Here is a 26,300-nt window from a genome sequence, read left to right as displayed (position 1 = left end):
CCTAATGAAATCCACAGAGTTATGTCCAAGATTACAAAAAAGCATGGATATTATCGGCAGACGCTGGACGGGCTTAATCATCTATCAGCTTTTGCAGGGTCCCCAGCGCTTCGGGGAAATTGAGTCCTCGCTGCCTGTCAGCGGCCGGCTGCTGTCCGAACGGCTGAAGGAGCTGGAGCAGGAAGGCATCGTGCTGCGCGAGGTATTCCCTGAGACCCCCGTCCGCATCCAGTATTCGCTTACAGGCAAAGGCCGGGCGCTGGAATCCGTCATCCGCGATCTCCAGGTCTGGTCGGAATCATGGATTACGGAAGAGGAATGCCGTTCCGCCTTCAGCGCTCCTCCGCAACCTCAATAAAGCCTGTCGATTTATATATTTACAGCTTGCGGCCGATGATGACCAGATCGCGCGGGATGCCGTCAAGCACCGCGACTCCCGGCAAAAGCCCCCATTCTTTGAATTCGAACTTCCGCAGCAGGGCGAGGCTGGGCTCGTTATGGCCGAATACGAACCCGACCAGATTCTGCAGCCCAAGGCGCGGACATTCCTCCACCGCCTTGGCCAGCAGAATACTTCCCGCACCGCTGCCGCGGAATTTATCATTTACATAGACACTAATCTCTGCTGTTCCATTGTAAGCCGGACGTCCGTAGAACGACTGGAAGCTGAACCAGGCGGCGATCTCGCCCCCCTGTCTCAGTACCCACAGCGGCCGGTGATGGCTGTTATGCTCATGGAACCATCCCACCCGCTCCTCTACGCTTACCGGTTCAAGATCCGCAGTTACCACTCTTCCGGCAACCGTCGAATTATAGATCTCCACAATTGCTTCCAAATCCTCTATCACTGCATCCTCTATACTGTAAGCCTGCCAATCCATGCTGTACGTCCTCCTAATTGTGGTATGAACATCCGTAGAGTAATTATACTCCAAGCCGGTCTTATTACGCAGCAGTTCTACAGTTTCAGTAAAGCTGAAGCAACCTCACTGAAACAGCATTATTCAAGCCCGGTCTGCTCCAGACTCCATTTCCATAATCGTGCGGCCGCTTCAGCATCCTCCGCCCGTGGCGTCAGTTCCTTGATCTTGCGGCGGTAATAATATTGCCCGCTTACCCCGTCCAGCTCCGGCGCAGTCGCCAGCAGGATGGCCGTATCCGCCCCCTGCTCAGGCGTCAGGAAGAAGCGGGACAGCAGCTTCAGCACTCCGCGCCCGAAGCCGGTCTCCCGGTTCACCCCGATACTCGTTCCCACCGCGCCCGGATGCAGACAATTCACAGTAACCCGGGTGTCCTTCAGGCGCGAAGCCAGCTCACGGGTGAACAGAATATTCGCCAGCTTGGAGCGGGCATACGCCTTCGCCGGATTGAAGCCGCGGGATAATGTATGATCCTCCAGATACAGCTTGCCGAGCTTATATGCTCCTGAAGCTACAACCACAATCCGGCCCTGTTCAGCAGCCTTGAGATTATCCAGCAGCAAGCGGGTCAGCAGGAAGTGCCCCAGATGATTCACGCCCAGATCCAGCTCGTAGCCGTCTGCTGTCAGCTCACGCTTCAGCGCGACTACCCCTGCATTATTGATCAGAACATCCAGCACAGGATATTCGGCAGTGAACTCCCCGGCAAAAGCGCGAATGCTATCGAAGGAAGCAAGATCGCACAGCATCAGCCGGATCTGGCTGGAGCCGCTCTGCCGCACCGCTTCGGCAAGAGCCTCTTCCCCCCGCTTAAGGCTGCGGCAGGCCATAATGACAGTTGCTCCCCTGCGGGCCATTTCCACGGTTGTAGCCAGCCCCATCCCGGAGTTTGCACCAGTGACCAGCACGGTTTTGCCTTGCATGGACATCCTCCCCTCTCCTGCATATAGGTCCTATAGGCAATTGTAGCGGCCTGGCCTAACCCGAGTAAGTATATGCTAGTTAAGGTTATGTTACATCATTTCAGAGGGTTAACATAGTCAAAAAACGGCCATTCTTCACTTCCAGTCCGGCCGGAGCGCAATCAGCCGATCATCCTGCGCCTGCGGGCCGCCTCTGCCGTCGCGGTTGTTGGTCATAAGGTACAGGGTACCATCGGGCCCTTCCGCCACATTACGGATTCGCCCGTACTTTTCCTTGAACAGGCTAGTCATTGAAGGCGTTCCGCCCGCAGGCGGCAGCGATACCCTTAGGAGCTGCTGTCCCGCCAGATTGGCAACCAGCAGCTCACCGGCCCAGGGTCCTTGCGTAATGAAGGTCATTCCTGACGGAGCCCAGGTCTCCTTCCCGCTGTGAACCAGCGGAGTCACAAGCTTGGGCTGGCCGTCTTCGGTCTCATCGCCTTCGATCAGCGGCCAGCCATAATTGGCTCCGGCCTCGATAAGGTTCAGCTCATCGTGACTGGACTGGCCATGCTCGGAGCTGTAGAGCGCCCCGCTCTCCGGCTGCCAGGCCAGACCCTGGGCATTGCGGTGGCCCATGCTGTAGACCGGCGATCCGGGCCACGGGTTGTCTTCGGGGATAGAGCCGCTAGGCATAATCCGCAGGATTTTGCCGCCCAGACTATTCTTGTCCTGCGCCAGCTCCGGTTCATAGCGGTCACCTGTGGTGATGTACAAATTCCCGTCCGGCCCGATCTTGATCCGTCCGCCGTTATGATTCGTATCGCCCGGTATGTTATCCAACAGGACGCGGTCGATCTCAGCTGTGCTGCTTCCAACTACGATCCGCAGCACCCGGTTCGCCGTCCCGCCCTCTACGGTACGGTAGGTGTGATAGACATAAGCCCGTCCGTTCTGCTCAAAATCAGCATCAAGCGCGAGACCCAAGAGCCCGCCTTCTCCCTTGCTGACCAAAGGATCAGAGAGCTTCAGCAGCGGAGCATCGCGCAGCTTGCCGTTCTCCATGACACGCAGGCTGCCGGTACGCTCCGTAATAAAAATCCGTCCATCCGGTGCAAATGCCATCTCCCAGGGAACCTCCAGCCCGCTGGCCAGCGTCTGGGCAGTATAGGGAAAGTCCGGGGATGCACCCGGAGCTTCGTCAGGCTGCGCATTAACCTGCGGACTGCCTTCTGCTCCATTCTCCTCTAGCTTATCCTCCTTTGCAGCGGAAGTGCAGGCTGACAACAACGTCATCAGCAAGACCAGTGTTACACGCAGCAGACAGGTACGGGAGAGCAGCCTTATTTTGGCTCCAGTCATATTCCTTAACCTCCTTCAGGTATTATCAGATCCTGATTGTGGCAACTATTACCCTGTGCTTCTCTTCCTCAAACGACTGAGGCGGCAGCGATAACGGGAGGTGCAGCATCCATTTGTATGAATTATAATAGGAACATTGCTGTTCAAGCGTGTAGACGAAAGGGGAACTAATGAAATGAATGCAGCTCTGCAACAACTGGAGCAGGACATGGCAGCCGGTAAGCTGGATGCCCTGCTCGTAACCGATCCCAAGCATGTGTACTATTTGACGGGCTTTGCCAGCAACCCGCATGAACGTTTTCTGGGCCTGCTGCTGATCCGGGGCGAGAACCCGGTGCTGATTGTGCCGGCGCTGGACGCCGAAGCCGCGCATGCCGCCTCCTCGGTGAAGACGATTCTGACACACAGCGACACGGACAACCCGTACGCTCTGCTGAAGTCACGCTTCGGCAGTGTTAGTCCGGGCAGCATCGGCATCGAGAAGGAACACTTCTCCGTCAGCCGGTATGAACTCCTCACAGAAGCGGTCGCCGCCGGTTCCTACCAGGATATCGGCCATCTGCTACGGGCGATGCGCGCGGTCAAGACCCCGGAGGAAGTGCGCATCATGCAGCATGCCGCCGAGCTGGTGGAGGAGGTTCTCCGTCAGGGTCTGGCGCATGTCAAAGCCGGAGTCAGCGAGATTGAACTGGTAGCGGAGCTGGAGTATCTGATGAAAAAAACCGGTGCCTCCGGCCCCTCCTTCGACACGATGGTGCTGTCCGGTCCGAAAACGGCCCTCCCGCACGGCGTACCGGGCGAACGCCTTATTCAGCCGGGCGATCTGCTTATGTTCGACCTCGGTGTGTATGCCGGAGGCTACGCTTCCGATATTACCCGCACCTTCGCGGTAGGCGAAGTGGACAGCAGACTGCGTGATATATACAATGCTGTGCTTGCTGCCAATGAAGCGGGCATTGCCGCCTCCGTGGCCGGAGCGTCCTTCGGTTCTGTCGACAAGGCGGCACGTGATGTGATTGAAGCCGCAGGTTACGGGGAGTACTTCATGCACCGTGTCGGACACGGGCTGGGCATGGACACCCATGAATATCCTTCGCTGCACGGGCTGAATACGGATATCATCCAGAACGGCAACGTCTTCACCGTAGAGCCGGGAATTTATGTGCCGGGTCTCGGCGGTGTGCGCATTGAGGACGATGTGCTGGTCACCGCCGAAGGTCCACAGACGCTGACCCGCTTCCCCAAAGAATGGACAGTACTTAACCTGTAATTCTGCTGAGCGTTCAGGAAGCCTCAAACTTAGCGCGCGAGCCCACTATACATCACGGCACACAAAAGCCCCAGCTCCCGGATCTTCGGGGGCTGGGGCTTTAATCATCGGGAGGCTTAGTCCCGGCTAACAGGCTTCTGCTCTTCTTCGGCAAACTTGAAGGAACGGCCCAGATACAGCACCGGCGTACCGGCGGCCGTGAGGATGAACTTGGACAGGTAGGTGGTCAGCAGAATCTCGGTCCATACCTTCATGTCATAGGTTCCGGCAAAAGCAATCGTGCAGAAGATCAGCGTATCGACAAAGGAGCTGATCATCGTGCTGCCGTTCGAGCGGATCCATAGCTGCTTAGAGCTGCCGTAATATTTTCGAATCCAGGCGTAGAGCCGTACATCCAGGAACTGGCTGATAAAATAAGCGGTCAGACTGCCCAGCGCCAGTCTCGGCATCAGGCCGAATATCGTCTGCAGCGCGGATTGGGCAATGTCAGTCTCCTGCGGCTTGAACACCAGCACCATCTGCATAATGACGGTCGTCATCAGCAGCGTGAAGAAGCCGAACCACACAGCGCTCCGCGCTTCAGCCCGGCCGTACCGCTCATTGAGCAGGTCACTGGTCATATAGAGCGTGACATACATCGTATTGCCCAGCGTCATCACGATATCGAACGGCATCGCAATGGTCTTGGCAACCTGGATATTAGCGACTACAGTCGCCATGCCGACCCAGGCGTAGAGCCCTTTTTTACCGAATAAGCGGTAGCACAGCAGAAAAAAACCAAAATTAACGACGACAAAACAAACGCCCCACAACAAATTAAACATAATGCCTGGTATTCCTCCTAGTTTTGGTTACGCGGGATGGTTACGAACCGCGGATCGCAGTAGTCATGAAACAAAACATTACTACTCTATCACATACAAAGCTAACATGCTATGAAATTTTAAATTTTCAGAAAAACGGCATTTCTTTGCATCTTTTTGGCGAAATGGTGATAGAGTCATTAAATATTCAGTTATTTCTGAAAATAATGCAGTTTATTGCAAATTTTCACTATTCAACCGGAGGTTAATTCTATAGAATAATGAGATTAAGATGCATTTCACGTAAAAAGGAGCGAATGCCATGTTTGGCTTCAAAAAATCAATTAGTCGCAAGTTTACGCTGTTGCTGTTCGTCGTTCTGCTACTCACTTCTCTTACGTTGAGTATCAGCTTCTACATTATATCTATCGGCACCATTAACAGCTATGTCATTCCGCAGATCGACAAGTCTCTGACTGCCGCCGCCCAGGATACCTATAAGAACCTGAATGCTACCAGTGCGCAGCAGACCCTGAACAAGAACGAGCAGGCCAGGACCAATGTCGAATTCTATCTGGAGGACAAGCGTAAAAAGCTGGATGTGGATACCCTTTTCCTCATCAATCTGAAGGATGGCCAGGCCACTGTCCTGACCGCGGATCATGGCGCCAAGCTCCAGCCGGATGAAGCCTTAGAAGTATCGCCTGCCATGGAGCAAGCCTCCAAAGGAAAGACAGGGCTTAGTGAAATCTATAGTGATAGCCACGGTATACATAAAAGTGCCTATGTCGGTGTTCCCGGAACAACCATGATTGTAGCCGCAAGCGCCGATATGAACTTCGTCCAAGACAAAATGAGCAGCATCCTATGGACAAGCGCAGGAATTACCCTGCTGGCGCTGGTGGTAGGCGTCACTGCCGCTGGCTTCATGAGCCGCAGAATCACCCGTCCGATCTCTAAGCTTGCGGCCTACAGCAACAAGCTGGCGGGCGGCGACTTCACCGAAGCGCTCACGCTTAAGGGTACCGATGAAGTCGGACAGCTCTCCGAGAGCTTCCGCATCATGAGTGAGCGCTTGAAGGAGATGATTGGACATGTGCTGGATACCTCCGGGACAGTAGTGGCCGATTCCAATGATCTGAAGACGCGTGTCCAGATCCTTAATGAGATGGCTGAACATTCAGCGGCCTCTGTGGAAGAGATCGGCAAGGGCAGTACCATGATTGCCAGCAGCGCGATGGATAACTCCCGCGCCATGGATGAGATCAATATGGGCATCCAGCATATTGCCTCCGCCGCCGGTGAGGTCACCGAGCAGATCAGCGAGGCTTCCACCGAAGCCCAGAGCGGCAATGATATTGCCCAGAGTGCAGTGGAGCAGATGCGCCAGGTAGAGCAGGCCTCCGAACAGTCGCTGGAGCAGTTCCGCTTGATGAACGAACGCTCGCTGATGATCGGTGAAGTCGTGCAGGGGATTACCGAGATTACTAAGCAGATTCAGATGCTGTCGCTGAATGCTTCCATTGAGGCTGCCCGTGCCGGGGAGCATGGCCGCGGATTCGCTGTGGTGGCCGGGGAAGTGCGTAAGCTGTCCGAGCAGTCCAAGGAATCCAATGAGCAGATCCGTGAATTCCTGCTGAGTCTGCAGGAGGATATGAACCAGTCCGTATCCGAAATGAACCATGTCAACGCTGAAGTGGCTTCCGGAGTGAATAAGGTGGTCGAAGCAGGCAACGCCTTCAACCACCTGCTGATCCTCATTCAGAGCATCAATCACAGCATCCAGTCCGTCTCTGCCGCAACCCAGCAGATCTCAGCAGGTACCGAGGAAGTCAGTGCCTCTGTAGAAGAAACGGCGCAGATTACCGCCAAGTCGCAGCAGAACGCAGACACGCTTGCCGACAACTCTGCACGCCAGCATGAAGAACTGGAGGGCCACGCCCTAACTGTCGAGCACCTCTACCAGCAGGCCGTGAAGCTGCAGAAGGCCGCTCAGCAGTTTAAGATTTAAGGGTGCTAAGAGCGGTCATGTGGAGATAGCGGGAACGCTTATAGTGTGAATTGATTTTCAAACGGTATCTTATTTAGTGGAAGGGAGTGCTGGGACCTCTGTGAATGCTGTTGCCGTTAGCGTGATGCAGGATTTAGTTGGATAAATGTATCTTAATTCGGCAATTTTGGAACGTTAGAGGGTTTTAGTTGGAAAAGTGTAACTTATATTCGGATGAATTCTCTTTTTTCGGTAATTCCAGCTTTTTTAAGTGCCTTTTTTCCAACTATTGCTTGGTAAGGTGCCAGTGGTGCATGAACAAGTGCCGAAAATCCAACTATTTTTGACGCTGATACTGATGCTGATACAGAGTTTGAAGATCCGCCGGACCAGCTAATACAATAGAAAAGCAGTTCCCGAGGCGATGCGGCCTTTGGAACTGCTTTTTTTTGGAAAAGTGAAGGTTGTTGCTCAGTGCCTTGGCGCCCATAAAATTACGGATACCCCGATGACGCAGATGCCCGCTCCGACCCAGTCGTAGAGATCCGGCGTCTTGCGGTCCACCAGCCAGCCCCATAGTACAGCCAGCACGATGAATACTCCGCCATAAGCGGCGTAAACCCGGCCAAACGAAGGGAACTTCTGCAGGGTCGGGATGATGCCATAGGCGATCAGGATAACCGAACCTGCTAATCCATACCATAACGGGCGCGATTCCCGCAGCCAGAGCCAGATGAGGTATCCGCCGCCGATCTCAGCGAGACCAGCTACAACAAACAGCAGCACTGCAAGCAGCATGGCTATTCTCCCCCTCCAGGCAGACCCATGATTGCATATACCGCAGCCATATTCAAATGGGACTCCACAGCATCTGCCAACCGGTCAAATTCCTGTTCACGGAGTTCGGCAGCCGAGAAGGTCGCCGTTAGCGGTGTCAGCCCCTTGGAGCTGCGCAGTCCGTTCAGCCAGCTCCGGCGCAGGGCATCGTTATGGAACAGCCCGTGCAGATAGCTGCCCCAGACTCTACCGTCCCGGGTTCCCCAACCCTCCGGCACAGCCTGTCCTTCCGGTCCGGCCAGCGTAAAGAGACTGAGTACAGAAGACGGATCGTGGTTCGTGGTTGTTCCCATATGTATCTCATAACCAGCGACAGACAAAACTTCCGGTGTTACACCATTGGCTGTGGTGCTTAACCGCAGGGGATGATCCGCAGCCAGCCCGCCGCTCACCCGCACCGTGGTCTTGTGCTGGAGAAAAGCTGTCGAGAGCGGCAGATATCCCAGTCCCTCGCTCTCTCCCGGCTCCGCACTCTCTACGGCATGGGGATCCAGCAGCTTCAAGCCCAGCATCTGATACCCGCCGCAGATTCCGGCAAGCTGTTGCGTTCCCCGCTCCAGCGCACGCTCGATTGCAGCAGGGAAACCCTGCTCGCGCAGATATTGCAGGTCAGCAGCGGTGTTCTTCGTGCCCGGCAGGATAATTACATCGGGCGTTCCCAGCTCATCTGCCGACTGCACGTAGCGTAAGACGGTATCCGGCTCCTCCTCCAGCGGATCGAAGTCGGTGAAGTTGGAGATCCGCGGATAACGGATGACCGCGATATCAAGCTCCTTCGCGGACTCCTCCCGCTGGCGGCGGGACGTTCCTTCCAGTACTACGGAATCCTCTGCCTCAATCCGCAGCTGCGGCAGGAACGGCAGCACTCCCAGCACCGGAATGCCTGTCCGTTCCTCCAGCCAGTCCAGTCCGGGCTGTAACAGGGAGACATCCCCGCGGAATTTATTGATGATGAAGCCCTTGACCCGGGCGCGTTCATGCGGTTCCAGAAGTTCCAGGGTGCCGACGATGAAGGCGAAGACGCCGCCCCGGTCAATGTCGGCGACCAGCAGCACCGGCGCATCTGCCCAGCCGGCCAGATTCATATTGACGATATCCCGGCTCTTAAGATTGATCTCCGCCGGACTGCCCGCACCTTCCATCAGCACAATATCATAAGCCTCCCGCAGCCTCCCGAGCGCATCCATTACGGTGTCCTTAGCTTCGGGAAGGAACTTCTCGCGGTATTCCCTCGCGCTGAGGGCGGCATGCGGCACCCCATGCACGACAATCTGCGCACTCATCTCCCCAGAGGGCTTCAGCAGAATCGGATTCATATCGCTGGTAGCCGTAATACCGAAGGCTTCCGCCTGCATCCCCTGGGCGCGGCCGATTTCCTTGCCGTCCGCTGTGACATAGGAATTCAGCGCCATATTCTGCGACTTGAACGGGGCGGTCCGGTAGCCGTCCCGGGTCATAATCCGCCCGATGGCGGCGGTGACCAGGCTTTTGCCGACATCGGAGGCCGTCCCCTGGATCATCAGCACGGCGCCGGGCCGCCGCAGCCCGGCTTCCGCTGCCCGGGCTGCGCCTGTGTATGCGGCTGTATCTTCCATGTTCATCTTCCTCGCTTTCTTGCTGCTGCCGGCTTGTCGGCGCGCAGGTGTTGGTCGCCGGGTGGTGCGGCGTATAGGTGAAGGGCCGGCGCGGCCGGTTCATGCGCCGGGCGAAGCGGTGCACATGGGCTGGACGGCGCAACTAGGAACACTGGTACAGCACCTGCTAATGTATTCGGTTTTTCGTATACCTCGGGCCCCTTACCTTCGCGCCAGCACATTGTGTTCGGATTTCCGCATACATCCAGGCGGCGCACACCCCCACCTACACATTGTATGTTGTTTTTAGCATACATTCGAGCCACAAACACCATAAATGCAAATTGTATGCTGTTTTCAGCATACATTCGAGCCACAAACACCCCAACCTGCAAATTGTATGCTGTTTTCAACATACATTCGAGCCACAAACACTCCAAACCTGCAAATTGTATGCTGTTTTTCGCATACATTGGCCCAATGATTTCATATTTAGTCCTTTTAGGGTTCATCATGCCCACCCGCAAGTGTAAATCTGATTATGCATTATTAATCATCAGATCTATAATTGTGACCACCGCTTTAACTTATCGCTGGCTGAGAATTCGCCGTGCCCCGGTTAGGGATGCAAGGGGTGGCGGAATTGCAATTTGTACAACTAAATCGCCTTGTCTGCCGCCGAATCTCCGGTTAGCTGCATTTCGTGCAATTAAACCGCCTCTATATCTGGATTTTCGCCCATTCAGGCAAATTTAGTTGTATAGACTACAGTTAGAAGAAGACAGCCTGCCGTTTCACTGTTTTTAGTTGCACAGAATCCATTTATCTCTGATTGTTCGCTACGGGCGCGGCGCGAAGCGATGCATAAATGCTGCGTAGGCACGGCGCATCATTCAGAGGGACGCGGGCAGTTGCCGCGCAGCCCGCTAAGGTAAGTTGTGCTGGACCAGTACCAGCACAAGCAGGACCACCGTCTCCAGCAGCTCGCCCAGCGCGCCGTAGACGTCGCCGGTGAGCCCGCCGAGCCGGCTGCCAATCCGCCGCGCCGCGAGCCGGCCGCAGACTGCAGCCGCCAGCGGCGCCAGGATCGCCGCAGCCGCCAGCAGCGGCCAGGCCCCGCTGCCCGCGCCCAGCGCCAGAGGCGCAGCGGCAGCGGCCAGCGTCAGCAGTGCGGCGCTCAGGCCCGCGCGCCGCTCCTGCCGGGCAGGCAGCCCGCCGAAGGTGGCGGCCAGCCCTTCATTGCCGCGGGCCAGGGGATAGCGGGCCATCGCCCGCACCATGTACCAGCGGCCCCAAACCGGCGGCAGCAGGAGCAGCGGCAGCAGGCTGAAGCTGCCGCCTTCGAGCCATGCCGCCAGCAGCGAGGCCTTCAGCAGCAATAGCAGCACGCAGGCCAGCACGCCCATAGCGCCGACACGGCTGTCCTTCATGATCTCCAGCATCCGCTCCCTGGAGCGGTAGCTGAGCAGCGCATCGGCGCTGTCCATCCAGCCGTCCAAATGCAGCCCGCCGGTCAGCCCCACCCACAGGATGAGGGTGATGACAGCGGCAGGCCAAGCCGGCAGCAGCCAGCCTGCTGCGGCGGCGCCGAGTGCGGTGCTAAGGCCGATGGCTGCCCCGACGAGCGGATAATAGACCACGCTCGCGCGCAGCAGCTCCGGCGAGAACTCCCCGCTGCTTCTGACCGGAAACCGCGTCAGGAACTGAAACGCGGCTGCGGCGCTCCCCCGCGCACTCACAGAAGATACTCCCGGCTTCTCAGCTCAACCGGGATTCCGGCGGTAACAAGAAATACCTGCCCGCACCAGGCAGCAAGCCGGGCGTTCATCCTTCCGGCCAAATCACGGTACAACCGGCCCAGCGGATACTCCGGCACAATGCCGCCGCCGACCTCATTGGTAACGAGGATCAGCGTTCCCTCGAAGCCGGAGACGACCTGCTCCAGTTCGGCAATTGCAGCCTCTGCTAATTCCTGCCTGTCACTTCGCTCCTCCACAGCCAGCAGTTGATTCGACAGCCAAAGCGTCAGGCAGTCCACCAGCACAATCTGGCTGCTGCCGGAGAGCTGCTCCAGCAGCGCTGCGAGCTTAAGCGGCTCCTCCAGTGTCTCCCACTGGAAGCCGTCCGCGTCCGCCTGCCGCTGCTGCCGGTGCAACGCAATCCGCGCTTCCATCTCCGTATCAAAAGCCTGTCCGGTTGCCACATAGACCGCCTGCCGCGAGTCAGCCAGCTTGCGGGTCAGACGCTCGGCGAAGCCGCTTTTGCCGCTGCGTGCCCCTCCCGTGACCAGAATGCTCATACGCTCTCCGATCCGGAGACGCCCGCACTCTCGAAGGTTGCCATCTCACGCATAATCCGGCAGACCGCTTCGATGAAATGCAAACACAGCGCACCCCCAGTGCCTTCTCCCAGCCGCAGGCCCATATCAATCAGCGCTTCCAGACCGAGGCGGTCCAGCATCAGCTTATGCCCCTGCTCACCAGAGACATGGGAAGCGATCATATACGCTGTGGATTCCGGCGCCAGCGCCCGGGCGATCAAGGCTGCCGCCCCGGAGATGAAGCCGTCCAGAATGACCGGAATCCGCAGGGACGCCGCTCCGAGAATCAGCCCGGCCAGCCCGGCAATCTCAAGCCCCCCCACCTTGGCGAGCACATCAACCGGATCTGCGGGGTCAGGGTTATTCACCTCGAGGGCACGTTCAATTACCGAGATTTTGTGCTGGAGCCGCTCATCGTTAATGCCTGTCCCCCGCCCAGCCGCCGTCTCTGCCGGAATGCCTTCGAGTGCGCACAAGACCGCCGCACTGGCTGTCGTATTCCCGATGCCCATCTCCCCGGTAATGAAAATCTCCGTTCCGTTCTTCACCGCCTCCTGCGCCACATGAACTCCGGCCAGAATCGCGCGCAGTGCATCCTCCCGGCTCATCGCCGGGCCTGCTGCCATATTGTCTGTGCCCCGGCGGACCTTACGGTTAATCAGCTGCGGGTGCTCGATATCGCCGTTGATCCCGATGTCCACGAACTGTACCTCAGCACCGCCCTGACGGGCCAGCACATTCACCGCCGCCCCGCCGCTGAGGAAGTTATAGGCCATCTGCATGGTGACCTCCTGCGGAAAAGCACTGACGCCTTCACAGCAGACCCCATGGTCTGCGGCCATAACCACTACCGTTCGTTTGCTGTAGCAGGGCTGCTCTACTTTGGAGATTCCGGCCAACCGGACAGCCAGCGCCTCCAGCCGCCCGAGGCTTCCGGGCGGCTTGGTCAGACTGTTCAGGCGGAGCACCGCGCGCAGTGTAGCTTTTTCGTCAGGCGGGGCGATCCGTCCGGTTACTTCTTGAATGGCTGAGATCATTAATAATGCCTCCTATTAGATAGTGCGGAAGCGGACTCCCGCTGCAAGAATACATCTGTGTCTGCTGATCAGGTTACGTTGAAGTTGTTTAGCCTTCCCCCAATACAAGCCCAAAAGCCCCCCTCCAAATGAAGAAGGGGGCTTCCTGATCCGGCGGCGGGCCGGAATGCTGTTACAATATCCCTATTTCTTCCTTTAAGGATTATAGGTGATATGAAATCATCTTACAATTACATTTTTACCTGCAATACTATGCAGCCTGGTCACCTTCATGAAATCTTCCAGCCGTTCCAGCGCTTCCGTCAGCTTCGCCGTAGAAGCGGCGTAGGAGATGCGGATATAGCCTTCCCCGCCAGCCCCGAACACATGGCCCGGCACCACGGCAACCCCTGCCTCCTGAAGCAGGCGCATGGCGAACTCTTCTGACCCGAGCCCGGTGCGGCCGATCGAAGCGAAGGCATAAAAGGCCCCCTGCGGCATATGGCAGGACAACCCGGCGGACCGCAGGCCCTCCACCAGCAGCGAGCGTCGTTCTTTGAAGCATGCCTTCATCCGTTCCATATCCGGCAACGCACTGCGCAGGGCTTCAGCAGCAGCAATCTGTCCCGGTACAGGGGCGCACATGGCGGTGTATTGATGGATTTTCAGCATGGCCGAGAGCAGTTCACGGTTCCCGCAGGCATAGCCCACCCGCCAGCCCGTCATGGCAAAAGCCTTCGAAAACCCGCTGATCACCACCGTCCGCTCCTGCATCCCGGGCAGGGAAGCGATGCTTACATGCTTGCTGTCGTAGGTCAGCTCGGCGTAGATCTCATCGGAAATGACGATCAGCCCCAGCTCCTTCACCACTTCAGCCACCGGCAGCCAGTCCTCGTAAGTCATAACCGCCCCCGTAGGATTGCTTGGAAAATTCACCATCAGCAGCTTCGTACGCGGCGTTACCGCCTTACGCAGCGCTTCGGCAGTGAGCTTAAACCCTTCCTCCACCTTCGTCTCCACCGGTGCCAGCGTCCCGCCGTTCAGGTAGGCGATAGGCGCGTAAGCAACATAACCCGGAGAAGGAATCAGAATCTCATCCCCGGGAGCCATGAAGGCCCGTAGCGCCAGATCCACCGCTTCACTGCTGCCCACCGTAACCAAAATTTCATCTGCAGGATCGTAACCCAATCCGAAGCGGGTCTGCATATAGCCCGCAATCTCCTCCCGCAGCTCCGGCAGTCCGCTGTTAGAGGTGTACCCCGTCTCCCCGCGATCCAGCGCGCGAATGCAGGCAGCTCTAACCTGTGCGGGTGTTGCGAAGTCCGGCTCGCCTACTCCCAGCGATATAATATCATTGTTACCCGCAGCCAGATCAAAAAAAGCCCGGATGCCCGAAGGCGGAATCTCTTGTAACCGCGGATTAATGATGGAGGCATTGTCCCTTCTCATCGTGTTCATAGCCTGACACCTCCATATTCTACAGTCTGCACTCCCTCTCCAGATGCACCTTGCAGCCCCCCGCGCTCCCGCAGTGATCTGGTAATAATCTCATCCAACAGGCTGCTGAAGTCCATCCCGGCTGCCGCTGCACTCTGGGGCAACAGACTGGTTGCCGTCATTCCGGGCAGGGTATTCACCTCCAGCACATAAGGGATGCCATCCTTCAACAGCATATCCACCCGTGCATACACTGCGCATTTGAGCGCCCGATAGCTGGTTAACGCCGCCGTCTGCACCTGTTCCTGCAACGCATCAGGCAGCCGGATGATCCGCTCCTCCGCGCCGCCCTGCTCGTATTTGGCCTCATAATCGAACCAGTCCGCACCCAGCGATTGAATGCCGATGACCGGCAGCATTTCTCCCCCCAGGATGGAGCAGGTAATCTCCTGTCCCGGGATATAGTGTTCAATGAGCACAGAGCCTTCTTCGGCGCAGGCAAAAGCTTTCTCTACCGCGCCCGCCAGCTCCTGCGGATGATTCACCTTGGTCATGCCGATGCTGGACCCGCCGGAATTTGGCTTCACCATCACCGGATAACCGAGCCGCTGCACGGCTTCCGGGGCATATTCATCCATGCTGTCCCAGCACAGCCAATCGGGTGTGGGGATGCTTTTGCTGCGGATGACCGTCTTGGCCAGCCCTTTATCCATACATAAGCTGCTTGCGAGCACCCCGCTCCCGGAATACGGAATTCCGAGCGTCTCCAGGGCTCCCTGCACCGTACCATCTTCTCCGTAGGCCCCATGCAGGGCAAGCAGAGCGAAGTCCAGTCCCGCTACCCGTTCCAGCAGCTCTTTGCGCGAGGTAATGTGTACCGGAACCGCTGTGTATTTTGCCGGATCAAGCGCCTTCAGCATCTCCCTGCCGGTCTTCAGTGATACCTCATATTCGGACGACACCCCGCCCATAATAACCCCTACTCTAAGCATATCCGCACCTCATTCTCCCATGATTTGCCGTGCTGTCTTCCCGATGATTGCAATACCCCTCACGATATCCTCATCCGCCACCCTGGAGAATCCCAGCCGCAACGTATTCTGTCCTGCACCGTCTGTGAAGAAGATGTCTCCCGCCGTAAAAATAACCCCCCGCGCATGACAAGCCGCCAGCAATTCCCTTGTATTGAAGCCTTCCGCGAACGTTACGAACAGATGCAGCCCGCCATCACCCGACAAGGAGGCATATGGAATATGCTCCTTACAGCAGGCCAGGGTCAGCTCGTATTTGCGTTTATACTCCAGCCGGGCTTTTTTGAGATACTTCTCCAGATTGCCGCCCAGCAGATATTGATACAGAATGGACTGGTCCAGCGTCGAGGTATGAATGGTCCGCGCCCGCTTCACACTCTCCAGATAATAGATCAGCTTCTCATCCGCCAGCACCCAGCCCACCCGCAGCCCGGGGAACAGGACTTTGGAAAAGCTGCCGAGATACACCACGCCGTTCCCGCCGCCCGCCGCCGCAATTAACGGAGCCACATGGGCGCCGGAATACCGCAGTTCCTCATTGAACCCGTCCTCAATCACCGGCACGTTGTAGTCCTGCATCAGCTTCATTAGCCTTTGTCTTTTCTCGGGAGACATGACGATGCCGGTGGGATTATGGTAGGAGGGAACCAGATAAGCACAGTCGTATGGCCGCGCCTCCAGCGCCTGCTTCAGCTCCCCGAGGTGGATGCCGTCCCGCTCCATCGTGACTCCGTGAATTCCGAAGCCGTGCAGCCTCAGATTCTTGATCGCCGTATGATGCGTCGGATTCTCGCAGACCACTGTGCCATGACGCTTGCCGAGAGCCGACAGCACCAGGTCGAAGCCCTCCGTGAACCCGTTCGTAATCAGCAGATCCTTGCCGCGCAGATCTACGCCTTTATGCTCCATATATTGTTTGAGATAGTCTATTAACGGCTTATAGCCTTTGGCATATCCATAATTCAGCAGAACGTTGCCCTCTACGGACATACGCTCCAGGAACGCTCTGCGCACATGATCCAGATCGAAGAGACGCTCATCCGGGGCGATGCTGGTAAAAGAAATCGTGCCCTTCTCCGCGCGTATCCCCCGCTTCATAATATCCAGCTCCTCTGCGAGCAGCGCCTGGCTGCTGAGCCGCTCTGTCCAGTCCATGCTCCAGGTTGCCGCTTCCGGTTCACCCTGCCCCGCTGCTGCGCCCTGTGCGACGTAACTCCCCTGGCCCTGTACGGTATAGGCGAAGCCATCGTCTTCCAGACCTTCATAAGCGGAGATTACCGAGTTCCGGCTGACCTTCAGCAAGGTGCTCAGCTCACGTGTCGAGGGCAGCTTCTGCCCGCCTTGGAGCGCGCTTTTGATGATGAGATGCTTCATGTAATCCTTCACCTGGATCGATACCGGACGCCCGGCAATGAGCTTGAAATCCTTAAACATCCTGTGATCGCCTCCATAGCTATCATGGCACAGACTTTGCCGTAAAAAAAGAACCACCGCCCCGGGATTTTCTTCCGGGCGTGGTTCTGTGGGAGACCGGGTAGGCCGGGGGATGCAAGCGGGACGGGAGTAACGTGGCTCTGAGGAGTACCTGCCAGGGCCGGGAGTAACGTGGCTCTGAGGAGTACTTGCCAGGGCTGGGAGTAATGTGGCGCTGAAGAGTACCAGCCGGGGCTGGGAGATAATAGGCAAACGTGATATGGACTCCCATTTCGTGTTCGGACTACCAGAATTCCTCTCAACTCCCTTTCGAGGTTCCCCTGGATGATCTATTGCATTTTATACAGTTGAATTAGTGTAAAGTTATCCTTTTCTCATGTACTATTGCACTTTGTACACTAGAATTTAGGATTTCCACTCGAATTGGGCCGATCTCCAAGATTCTACTGCAGGAAATACAATAGAATGTGATTTGAAGTTCTTTTTCACGAATTCTGATGTATAAAGTGCAATCACCTCATAAATAATCGCAAGATCCTTCTGGATGCTCACTGTACTTCGCGTGCTATCCGGCTCCAAGTTCCGGTATCGCTCAGAAGGTTCAATACAGTAACTTCACCTGGAGCCGGTGCCGCTGCGGTATAGAAGGTCAGCCCTTCGACGAACCGCGCCAGCAGTTGCCGGATGACGCCTCCATGCGTTACCAATAGCACACGATAAACCACGGGTGCCTGCGATGACTCTAGCTCCCGTGCTGTGGTCTTTAGCATATCTCTTCCTTGGACGCACTCTTCTTGGCTTGCCGAATCCGCACCTGGCAGCGCAGCAACAGACCCTGTTGCGTCTGTCTCTGCTCTTGCTTCAATTCCTAGCCCTGCTTCCCGCTGGAGTTGACCCCAGACAGCCTCCACCCGGCCCGTGAAGTCCTCCCATGACTCCCCTTCCGGCGGCGTTACCGATTCGGGATGATCGATCCAGTTGCGGTAATGTCCATTATCCTGTAGCTGCTCATAGGTGCAGCCTTCCCAGGCACCGAAATCCATCTCCCGCATCCGGGAATCATAGACCGCCTTCTGCTCCAGGTGCGGAGCCAGGATTGTTAGAGTCTCCCGGCACCTGCGCAGGTCGCTGCAATAGACTTGCTGAAATTCCCCGCTAAGTGCTGGCTGCAACCGAAGATCAGCAAGCCGCTGCGCTTCCCCCGGTAGCAGTGGGAGATCTGTCCTGCCTAAATAGCGCCGCTCCTTGTTCCACTGCGTATAGCCGTGACGCAACAGCACCAGTTCCATTTGCACTGGCTGTAACAGGTTTCTTGGCGCGCTGGAATTTCCCCGAGGAGAACCTCCACTCCATTCTGCTTGGCAATGGTCAGCTTTCACCCCGCTCAGCCCCCGATCCCGTGCCATAGCAGGGCAACGGCTGCACAGATGCAGACAAATATTGCGGAAGACCACATCATCATCCGCGAGGTCACAATAATATCCTCCGGCTCCATCGTCCGCAGCGGATCACCCATGTAAGCGCGGAAGGAGACGATTCCATGGTATACATTCTCGCCGCCCAGCCGGATGCCGAGGGTCCCGGCAACTGCCGATTCCGGGTAGCCGCTGTTTGGACTGGGATGAAGGCGGGCATCCCGGCGCACGGTGCGCCAGCATCTCCGCCAGTCCAGCCGCAGGAGCGCAGCACATAAGGTTAAGAGCAGTGCGGTCAACCGCGCCGGTATGTAGTTGGCGACATCGTCCAAGCGGGCCGATGCCCAGCCGAGGTCGCGGTATTTATCGTTCTTGTAGCCGACCATGGAATCCAGCGTGTTCACCGCACGGTAAGCCATGGCCAGCGGCGCCCCGCCCAGCAGGGCGAAGAACAGCGGAGAAATGATCGCATCGACGATATTCTCCGCAACCGTCTCCACCGTACCGCGCACAATCTCCGGGCTGTCCAGATGAGCCGTATCCCGGCCCACGATCATCCCCAGCGCCCGGCGCGCGGCGGGAATATCTCCTGAACGCAGCTCGGCGTATACTGCCATGCCTGCATCCTTCAATCCCTTGGAGGCGATGGTGGTCGAGATCAGCCAGACTTCGGCAAGCCCGGCAAGCCAGGGAGACAAGCGGGCGAACAGCATAACAAGCAGCGCGGTCAGCGCCCAAGCGCCGCCCGCCACCAGCAGCGGAAGAAGAATACCGGCACGCTTCAGAGCACTTGGAGCTGCGGCGAAGCGGCGAATCCCCCGCTCCAGAGCACTAATGACCTTCCCTATGTAAATAACCGGATGGGGCAGGCTGCGCGGATCACCAACCACCCGGTCCACAATATAAGCAGAGAGCAGGATGATAGCAAGCTTCACCTTGGCTCACCCCTCCGCTCTGTATAGCAGTCCGTATTCGTCATTCCCGGCCGCCGCTCTGAGAGACACGGGGCAGCGCAGAACGTGGTGCCTGTGACGCTTCCGCGTCGACTCCGTGTGCATCCTGCGGTCCTTTCTCTTCTACTCCGTGTACAGCCTGCAATGCTTCCGCCTCTGCTCTGCTCTGGGATTGCGCTGCCTTCACTGAGCGCAGGCTCTCCGTCACCGCGCTGTACACCAGTCTGCCAATGGCTCCTCCGAGGTCAGTCGCCGTTCCGGCATACACATGCTCCGCAGCATAGCGGCGGCTTCCACTCACCGCAATCACAATGGCATCCGTAGTGGTTCCCGTTGCGCCAAGCCCATTCTCGGAATCCGTGATTCCGAGGTCTGCCAGCGCCGCAGCCTTCGCTTCCGTGGCCGTCATGACAGCGTTGACCATGGCCGACTGGGACAGCCAGCCGTCGATGCCGAGCATGATATTGATCGTGCCCGGACGGTAGGCCGCAAGCACACTACGCTTCGACCCGGCCCGGGCCGCGTTGCCCGCCGCCGCTGTTACGCAGCAGAATATGCCCGCTGATCCCGTATCCTCCTCGGCAACAGCGGCGTGCTCCAGGGGAACCGCTGTCATCAGACCCGCACAGCCTTCCAGCGGGTAGCCCCATTCCTGAAGCTTGTTTTCCAGATCCTGCACCGGATTGCTGCATTCGTAGTCCCGGCTGACGTATTGGTTCACCGCACGTTTCAGACGCCCCGCGCCTCCACCATATACTGCACTTGATATACTATCCGCTTCAGCCGGAAACTCCACCAGCAGATGGCCCTCCCGCCATTCCAGCGTCAGCCCGGGCCACACCTTACTGCGGTACGTCTTCTCCCCGTCTTCGGCCTTAAAGGGCAGCTTTACCTTCGCTACCTTCGCTTCCTGCACTTCCTTTGCTTCATTCATATCCTTCGCTCCTCTCCGTTCGCTCCGATTAGCCCTCTTCGCGCGCTCGCAGCCTGCACTGCCGCCGTTCTTGCTCACATTCCCGCCCGCAGCAGCTCCCCCATCTGCCGCAGCAGACGGTCGTTGTCTACGCGGCCCTTGACCGCGACGCGGATATGCCCGGCTTCAAGGCCGGGGTACATCGCGCAGCTGCGGACGAGGATGCCGCGCGCACCCAGGCGCTGCTGCATCTCCTGCGCGCTCCACGGAGCGGGCAGCCGCAGCAGCAGGAAGTTCGCTTCGCCCGGCGGCACGCCGCAGCCGAGCTCAAGCAAGCCCTCCCGCAGCCGCTGCCGCTCGGCTGCGATCAGCGCGCGCGTCTCCTGCCCGTAGCCGTCGCCGCAGCGCAGACAAGCTTCCCCGGCCAGCAGCGCCAGGCCGTTCACGCTCCAGGTCACCTGCTTGCCGGTCATGGCTGCGGCAAGCGCCGGATGCGCGGCAGTGAAGCCCAGCCGCAGCCCCGGAATGGCAAAGAACTTCGTCATCGAGCGCACCAGCACCGTATGACGATAAGCCCCCAGCTCTGGCAGCAGGGATTGCCGGTCCGCCTCCGGGATGAAGTCGATGAACGCTTCATCCACCGCCAGCACCGTCCCGCAGGCCTCTGCCTGCTGCGCGAGCTGCCGCAGCTCGTCCAGCGGATACTGGACGCCGTTCGGATTATTCGGCTGGCCGAGGAACAGCAGATCGACCTGCTCCAGCAGGGCGGAGACGCTGTCCACGGCAGCCCGGTAATCCGTCCGGCTGGTCCCCTGAACGGACAGGACCTCCGCGCCGAACTGCTCCGCGAGCTGGCGGTATTCGGAGAAACACGGCTCCACGATGCCCACCCGGCGCGGAGCCACCGCCAGCAGCAGCAGCGCCATCGACTCTGCCGCCCCGTTCGCCACGGTAATCCAATTCGTGCCAAGACCCAGGTCCTCCGCCAGCAGTGACTTCAGCCTGCGATGGCCCGGATCGGGGTATGCGGTGATCGCGGAGACCGCATCCCGCAGCAGTTCCAGCACACCCGGCGGCGGACCCAGCGGGTTAATATTGGCGCTGAAATCCAGGAAGCCGCTGCCGTTGTCCCCGTATAACTCGGCTGCGGTCAGCAGATCACCGCCGTGGCCGTATTTTTCAAGCATATGTATAGCCTCCATGTCCATATTTCCCCATTGTATATATCCGCCGCGTCCATCTTTCCAGTCCTATATAGCCTCCATGTCCATATTTCCCCACCATACATCCTCCCTGTCCACACTATTCATAGTCCATTCAAGCTCCATCAGTTCATTCACTTCTATATAAGGCCCGCTACTAATCCATAGCTCCAACGCCGTTCTCCCAATTATTGGCCGATTGCCGGAAATCCGTCAATGCTATATCACCCACTTCCCTGCCGGAGGCCGCTAATCTTCAAGATTATCCCTCAAGCTCTGCTGCAACGGCCCCGCGCGTACCCCCTAACTGCACTTTGTACAACTAAAGTGACCGAAATGAACCATTCAGACGTTTTAATTGCATTATTGCAACTAAAAACCGCCTTTTTGCGAAAATCAGCCCTCCCCCACACTTCTAGTTGTACAAAATGCACTTAAGTTGCCCCGGCGGGGAATTCTCCGAGGTTTAATTGTAAGAAATACATCTAACTGCACCTAGGTGTCATTAACTGCTACCTGCTGCACACACCTCATTACTCTATCTGTCTGCTCTATTCGCTGAGGAATGGAGTGATTATTCTGCGAGAGGAAGGTCGAGCTGGTTTGCGGGTCACGGGTTATCGAGTTTGCGGGTCACGGGTTATCGAATTTGCGGGTTAGTCAGTTAGTTAGTGAGGAACTGAGGAAGTAGATTGGTTCTATATCCCCCGAGCAACTCTCATCCGTCACCAATCTACTCGACTCCCTCCCTATCCCCCCTTCACCTATGCCCCCGCCCCTCCACCCGCAATTCCCCCTTCCCTTTTGAAGAAATCTCTCTTTTAGTTTAGAATAAGTACAGCAGTTTACTATGGTCACGCGGAGGAATCACGAATGCTTTTTATCGATAATACCGGAATTACAGACGCATCGATCAATCTGGCCATTGAGGAGTTTGCGCTCAAAAACCTGCCGATGGACGAGAGCTACCTGCTCTTCTATATTAACAGCCCGTCGATCATCATCGGCAAGCATCAGAATACGATCGAGGAGATCAACCAGGAATATGTGAAGGACAACAACATTCAGGTCGTACGGCGGTTGTCCGGCGGCGGCGCTGTGTATCATGATCTCGGCAACCTCAACTTCAGCTTCATTACCAAGGATGACGGCCAGTCCTTCCATAATTTCCTGAAATTCACCCAGCCGGTGATTGACTATCTGCAATCCATGGGCGTGAATGCCGAGCTGAGCGGACGCAATGACCTTCAGGTCGGGGAGCAGAAAATCTCCGGCAATGCCCAGTTCTCCTCGCGTGGACGCATGTTCAGCCACGGCACCCTGATGTTCGATCTGAATCTGGATGATGTGCAAGCTTCCCTGAACGTGAATCCCGAGAAGTTCAAGTCGAAGAGCACCAAGTCGGTCCGCAGCCGGGTCGCCAATATCAAGGAGTTGCTTGGCAATCCTGACATGACGATTGAACAATTCCGCGAAGGGCTGCTGCGTTCCATCTTCGGGATGGAGGCCGCTGACGTTCCGCAGTACAAGCTGACCATGGACGACTGGGTGCGGATCAATGAAATCTCCAAGGAGCATTACCAGAATTGGGACTGGAACTACGGTCTTTCGCCTAAGAGCAACGTGAAGCACACCCGCAAATTCCCGGCAGGGCTCGTGGATATCCGTATGGATATTGAAGATTCGGTCATCCGGGAGATCAAAATCTACGGCGACTTCTTCGGCGTCGGCGATGTGGCAGATGTGGAGAACGCGCTGCGCGGCAAGCGTTATGAGGAAGCAGAGGTCCGCCAGGCGCTGGCTGATCTCGATCTGAAGCATTACTTCGGCCGTATTGAGCCGGAGGACTTCATCGGACTTGTGTTTCTTGAGGAATAGCTCATAGCAAGTCAAATTTTATATTTTAAAAAGAACCCCGCTAACCTGCCGCATCCTGCGCAGAGCTAGTGGGGTTCTTTGCCTTCGTATGCTTGCTGGGTTCGCTGCTATACAAGCACGAACACATACAACACCAGCGCCAGCGTAAGCATCACGCATACTTTCTCCACCGCGTTGCCCTTCTTCGTGCCGGTGCTCATCAGCTTCAGCCGCAGCTTAAATGGAATCGGAGGCAGCGGGGTGATCCCGCGCTGGGTCAGGGAGTCGGCGAGAAGATGCAGCCCGTAGGACAGGCTCCCGGCAATCCACAGACTGCCGCCGTCATTCATGTCAAGGGAGACGAAGTACAGCAGCGCCCCCCATCCGGCAACGGCATACAGCGTATGCGTGATTCCCCGGTGAGGAACTATGGAAGCTACGACCAGCACACAGGCGGCGATATAGTTCCACGGATCATAGGCATCGGCAAAAGCAAACAAGGCCAGCGCAATCAGCAGCATCACCAGATGCCGCAGCCTGCGGCTGGGCAGGAAGGATACGCTGCCCACCAGCAGCGCCAGTGCGATATTCCAGGGCGGCTCCGCTATCCCGGCAAAATAAAGATAAATGCCCGCTCCGATCAGCGCTACCTGCAGAATACGCAGCAAAAACTCCGGCACGGCCTTGCGTACCAGCATGGAATTCGGCTCGTCGATATCGGGCAGCAGCGAGCTGACGACGGCGACAGCAACAGCCGGAAGGGTAATAGCATGCCCTAGCAGGCTCATGGCGGACAGGGTAACCCCGGTGCTGATAACTAAATGGGATTTGCCCATCATGGTGAATCCGCTCCTTAGATGAAAGTATAAATGCTTCTGGATGTCTTGAAATAAGAACAGGTGTGCGGTTACCGAAGTATACCAAGGCTTTCCTTTTTTGTCCAGCTTATATGTAGTTTCCAGGCTCTTCACGCCCGCGGGGCCAAGGATGCCGCACAGTTTCGGCTTGTCCTGCCCCCTGTTTTAGGATACAATTTGGACAACTCAACTGGCCCTGAAAGGATGAACCCTGTGAATCGCTCCCGAATCGCCGATCTAAGTCTGCTACTGGTGGCGATGATGTGGGGATGCACGTTTCTGATCGTGCAGTCTGCCGTGCGGGTGCTGCCGCCGCTTGCTTTTAACAGCATCCGGTTTACAGGTGCCGCCGTGCTGCTGGCCTTGATTACCGCTGTCTTCTACCGCCAGGAATGGCGTAAGCTGAGCTTACGCATGGTGATGCACGCCCTGCTGCTGGGCCTATTCCTGTTCCTCGGCTACGGCTTCCAGACCGTCGGGCTGCTGTACACCACCACCTCCAACACGGGATTTATCACCGGGCTGTCGGTGGTGCTGGTCCCGTTCCTGTCTCTGGCACTGCTGAAGACGGCCATCTCCAGATATACCTGGCTGAGCGCCGGGCTTGCAGCGGGGGGCTTGTATCTGCTGACCTTTACCGGCTCTGCCTTCTCCCTGAATAAGGGCGATGGCCTGATTCTGCTCTGCGCCGTGGCTTTTGCGCTGCAGATCGCGTATACCGGCAGATACGCGCCGCGTTATCCGGCCCTGCCGCTGGCGGCGCTTCAGCTTGGCTTCGTAGGCCTGCTCAGCATCGCCGCCTCCCTGCTCGTGGATGGAAGCGGCCCGCTGCTGCATAGCGGAGAGCTGCTCCGCCAGCCGGAGGTGCTCTCTGCTATGCTGATCTCCATCGGCCCGACTAGCGCCTTCGCCTTCTGGATTCAGACGGCCTGCCAGAAGTACACCACCCCATCCCGGGTGGCGATCATCTATGCCATGGAGCCAGTGTTCGCTGCCGTCACCGGTCTGCTCTTCGGCGGAGAGACGCTGGGCGTATCCGCACTGCTCGGCTGCGGCTGCATTCTGGCCGCTATGCTGCTGGCGGAGCTCAGCCCCGCGCCGTCAGGAACGCAGGCGCAGGGCTGAGCCGGAATCCGCGGACCCTTTTGCCAGACTTCACGTTAATAAGTTCCATTGCTACAGACAGAGAGCCGTGCTACCGTTCCCCTTCCTATAGAAGTTATAGCGGATAGCCGGACTACAAACCATACTTAGGAGAGAACCCAAATGTACAAATTGATTGCCATTGATATTGACGATACCCTGATTAACGACGACAAGGAAGTGACCCCGGCCACCCAAACCGCGCTGGAGCAGGCTGTAGCCGCTGGCGTAGTAGTTACTCTGGCTACCGGACGCGCTTATGCTTCTGCCCAGGCGATTGCCCGCCAGACCGGTCTGAACGTGCCGATCATTACCTATCAGGGCGCACTGGTGAAGAATCTGCTCGATGAAGCAGTGCTCTATGAGCGTTATGTGCCGCAGGACGCGGTGCGCAAGCTGTTCCAGTATTGTGTGGAGCATAACCTGCACCTGCAGACTTATATCGACGATAAGCTGTATGCCCGTGAAGAGAACCAGAAGCTGATTGATTATTCCACCCTGAACGGGACACAGTACTATATCGAACCGGATTGGGAAGCGAAGCTGGTTCCGCAAAAAACACCAAAAATGCTCATTATCGACGATCCGGACTTCCTCGATGAGCTGTCCCCGATCCTGCGCAGCCTGCTCGGCGATTCGGTTCATATTACGAAGTCCAAGCCGCATTTCCTGGAGATTATGCACCATGAAGGCACCAAAGGCCTGGCGCTTGAATTCCTGGCTAAGCATTTCGGCTGCGACCTGTCCGAGACCATCGCTGTAGGCGATTCCTGGAATGATCATGAGATGCTTGAAGCTGCCGGCCTCGGTGTCGCGATGGCGAACGCCATTCCAGCCTTGAAGGAAATTGCCGATTTCGTTACCCTCAGCAACAATGAGGACGGCGTGAAATACGCCATTGATAAGTTCATTCTTAACGCAGGTCAAGAAGCATAAGCTGCTGCAACAACAGCAGAACAGCTTATGCTAAATAACCCCACAAAGTGGGGCTTTAGCTTCGATGTATATCCAGGTACTTTGCGGGGACCCCAGAACATCTAAATTATCTTTCCAAAAAAGGGTGG

Annotated in this window: 23 protein-coding genes; 6 read left to right on the top strand and 17 right to left on the bottom strand. The window is 57.1% G+C overall.

Annotated elements, in window-relative coordinates; all coding sequences use genetic code 11:
- Positions 1–4 precede the first annotated feature (4 nt).
- Positions 5–358 (top strand): winged helix-turn-helix transcriptional regulator, encoded by a 354-nt coding sequence (locus MKY86_RS05110; protein ID WP_036727611.1) that lies wholly within the window; start codon positions 5–7, stop codon positions 356–358.
- A 19-nt stretch (positions 359–377) separates the two neighbouring features.
- Here MKY86_RS05110 and MKY86_RS05105 read toward each other — a convergent pair whose 3' ends face one another.
- The 3 genes from MKY86_RS05105 to MKY86_RS05095 all read right to left on the bottom strand — a co-directional run bounded on the left by MKY86_RS05105 (position 378) and on the right by MKY86_RS05095 (position 3,184).
- Positions 378–881: a GNAT family N-acetyltransferase gene (locus tag MKY86_RS05105; RefSeq protein ID WP_076081863.1), complete on the bottom strand. Its 504-nt coding sequence runs from the start codon at positions 879–881 to the stop codon at positions 378–380.
- 119 nt (positions 882–1,000) lie between these two features.
- Positions 1,001–1,843, bottom strand: a complete 843-nt coding sequence (locus MKY86_RS05100; protein ID WP_076081885.1) for an SDR family oxidoreductase — start codon at positions 1,841–1,843, stop codon at positions 1,001–1,003.
- Positions 1,844–1,978: 135 nt separating this feature from the next.
- The gene (locus tag MKY86_RS05095) at positions 1,979–3,184 is read right to left on the bottom strand and encodes a PQQ-dependent sugar dehydrogenase (protein ID WP_076081864.1); all 1,206 of its coding nucleotides are present in this window, start codon (positions 3,182–3,184) and stop codon (positions 1,979–1,981) included.
- A 175-nt stretch (positions 3,185–3,359) separates the two neighbouring features.
- Between MKY86_RS05095 and MKY86_RS05090 the strand changes: the two genes are divergently transcribed.
- Positions 3,360–4,454, top strand: coding sequence for a M24 family metallopeptidase (locus MKY86_RS05090; protein WP_076081865.1), 1,095 nt, complete (start codon positions 3,360–3,362; stop codon positions 4,452–4,454).
- A gap of 116 nt (positions 4,455–4,570) precedes the next feature.
- Here the strand turns inward: MKY86_RS05090 and MKY86_RS05085 are convergent, their stop codons facing one another.
- Positions 4,571–5,278: a queuosine precursor transporter gene (locus MKY86_RS05085; RefSeq protein WP_076081866.1), complete on the bottom strand. Its 708-nt coding sequence runs from the start codon at positions 5,276–5,278 to the stop codon at positions 4,571–4,573.
- A 301-nt stretch (positions 5,279–5,579) separates the two neighbouring features.
- Here MKY86_RS05085 and MKY86_RS05080 point away from each other — a divergent pair, with 301 nt between their 5' ends.
- Entirely contained in the window at positions 5,580–7,268 is a 1,689-nt protein-coding gene (locus MKY86_RS05080; protein WP_076081867.1) for a methyl-accepting chemotaxis protein, read from the top strand.
- Positions 7,269–7,718: 450 nt separating this feature from the next.
- On the opposite strand, the gene MKY86_RS05075 is transcribed toward MKY86_RS05080, so the two are convergent.
- From MKY86_RS05075 to cobD, 12 genes are all read right to left on the bottom strand, one after another.
- On the bottom strand, positions 7,719–8,045 hold the full coding sequence (locus MKY86_RS05075) for a YnfA family protein (RefSeq protein WP_076081868.1): 327 nt from the start codon (positions 8,043–8,045) through the stop codon (positions 7,719–7,721).
- A 2-nt stretch (positions 8,046–8,047) separates the two neighbouring features.
- The gene (locus MKY86_RS05070) at positions 8,048–9,679 is read right to left on the bottom strand and encodes a cobyric acid synthase (RefSeq protein ID WP_076081869.1); all 1,632 of its coding nucleotides are present in this window, start codon (positions 9,677–9,679) and stop codon (positions 8,048–8,050) included.
- A 905-nt stretch (positions 9,680–10,584) separates the two neighbouring features.
- Positions 10,585–11,397 carry an adenosylcobinamide-GDP ribazoletransferase gene (gene cobS, locus MKY86_RS05065; protein WP_076081871.1) on the bottom strand — a complete coding sequence of 271 codons (813 nt, stop codon included), beginning with the start codon at positions 11,395–11,397 and terminating at the stop codon, positions 10,585–10,587.
- Positions 11,394–11,957 carry a bifunctional adenosylcobinamide kinase/adenosylcobinamide-phosphate guanylyltransferase gene (gene cobU, locus MKY86_RS05060; RefSeq protein WP_076081872.1) on the bottom strand — a complete coding sequence of 188 codons (564 nt, stop codon included), beginning with the start codon at positions 11,955–11,957 and terminating at the stop codon, positions 11,394–11,396. Before cobU ends, cobS begins: the two co-directional genes overlap by 4 nt.
- Positions 11,954–13,015, bottom strand: a complete 1,062-nt coding sequence (gene cobT, locus MKY86_RS05055) for a nicotinate-nucleotide--dimethylbenzimidazole phosphoribosyltransferase (RefSeq protein WP_076081873.1) — start codon at positions 13,013–13,015, stop codon at positions 11,954–11,956. The genes cobU and cobT overlap by 4 nt, the downstream gene beginning before the upstream one ends.
- Positions 13,016–13,234: 219 nt before the next feature.
- Positions 13,235–14,452, bottom strand: coding sequence for a pyridoxal phosphate-dependent aminotransferase (locus tag MKY86_RS05050; protein ID WP_076081874.1), 1,218 nt, complete (start codon positions 14,450–14,452; stop codon positions 13,235–13,237).
- Complete coding sequence (locus MKY86_RS05045; protein ID WP_076081875.1) at positions 14,449–15,423, bottom strand: D-alanine--D-alanine ligase; 975 nt, start codon at positions 15,421–15,423, stop codon at positions 14,449–14,451. Before MKY86_RS05045 ends, MKY86_RS05050 begins: the two co-directional genes overlap by 4 nt.
- A 9-nt stretch (positions 15,424–15,432) precedes the next feature.
- Complete coding sequence (locus MKY86_RS05040; RefSeq protein WP_076081876.1) at positions 15,433–16,896, bottom strand: aminotransferase-like domain-containing protein; 1,464 nt, start codon at positions 16,894–16,896, stop codon at positions 15,433–15,435.
- A gap of 548 nt (positions 16,897–17,444) precedes the next feature.
- The gene (locus MKY86_RS05035; protein WP_076081877.1) at positions 17,445–18,185 is read right to left on the bottom strand and encodes a histidine phosphatase family protein; all 741 of its coding nucleotides are present in this window, start codon (positions 18,183–18,185) and stop codon (positions 17,445–17,447) included.
- Between the two features lie 95 nt (positions 18,186–18,280).
- Positions 18,281–19,246, bottom strand: a complete 966-nt coding sequence (gene cbiB / locus MKY86_RS05030) for an adenosylcobinamide-phosphate synthase CbiB (protein ID WP_076081878.1) — start codon at positions 19,244–19,246, stop codon at positions 18,281–18,283.
- 40 nt (positions 19,247–19,286) lie between these two features.
- Positions 19,287–20,198 carry an adenosylcobinamide amidohydrolase gene (locus tag MKY86_RS05025; RefSeq protein ID WP_083685496.1) on the bottom strand — a complete coding sequence of 304 codons (912 nt, stop codon included), beginning with the start codon at positions 20,196–20,198 and terminating at the stop codon, positions 19,287–19,289.
- A 74-nt stretch (positions 20,199–20,272) separates the two neighbouring features.
- Positions 20,273–21,364 (bottom strand): threonine-phosphate decarboxylase CobD, encoded by a 1,092-nt coding sequence (gene cobD / locus MKY86_RS05020; protein ID WP_076081879.1) that lies wholly within the window; start codon positions 21,362–21,364, stop codon positions 20,273–20,275.
- An 888-nt stretch (positions 21,365–22,252) separates the two neighbouring features.
- Between cobD and MKY86_RS05015 the strand changes: the two genes are divergently transcribed.
- Positions 22,253–23,257, top strand: coding sequence for a lipoate--protein ligase (locus tag MKY86_RS05015; protein WP_076082505.1), 1,005 nt, complete (start codon positions 22,253–22,255; stop codon positions 23,255–23,257).
- 107 nt (positions 23,258–23,364) lie between these two features.
- Here the strand turns inward: MKY86_RS05015 and MKY86_RS05010 are convergent, their stop codons facing one another.
- Complete coding sequence (locus MKY86_RS05010; RefSeq protein ID WP_076082502.1) at positions 23,365–24,075, bottom strand: metal-dependent hydrolase; 711 nt, start codon at positions 24,073–24,075, stop codon at positions 23,365–23,367.
- Between the two features lie 231 nt (positions 24,076–24,306).
- Between MKY86_RS05010 and MKY86_RS05005 the strand changes: the two genes are divergently transcribed.
- The gene (locus tag MKY86_RS05005) at positions 24,307–25,218 is read left to right on the top strand and encodes a DMT family transporter (RefSeq protein ID WP_076082499.1); all 912 of its coding nucleotides are present in this window, start codon (positions 24,307–24,309) and stop codon (positions 25,216–25,218) included.
- A 141-nt stretch (positions 25,219–25,359) separates the two neighbouring features.
- Positions 25,360–26,172, top strand: a complete 813-nt coding sequence (locus MKY86_RS05000; RefSeq protein ID WP_076082496.1) for a Cof-type HAD-IIB family hydrolase — start codon at positions 25,360–25,362, stop codon at positions 26,170–26,172.
- The last annotated feature ends 128 nt before the right edge of the window (positions 26,173–26,300 follow it).

The sequence above is a fragment of the Paenibacillus sp. FSL R7-0333 genome (assembly GCF_038000365.1).
Classification (GTDB): Bacteria; Bacillota; Bacilli; order Paenibacillales; family Paenibacillaceae; genus Paenibacillus_AQ; species Paenibacillus_AQ silagei.
Note: the sequence above shows the minus strand (reverse complement) of the source record. Positions and strands in the feature narration are given on the sequence as shown.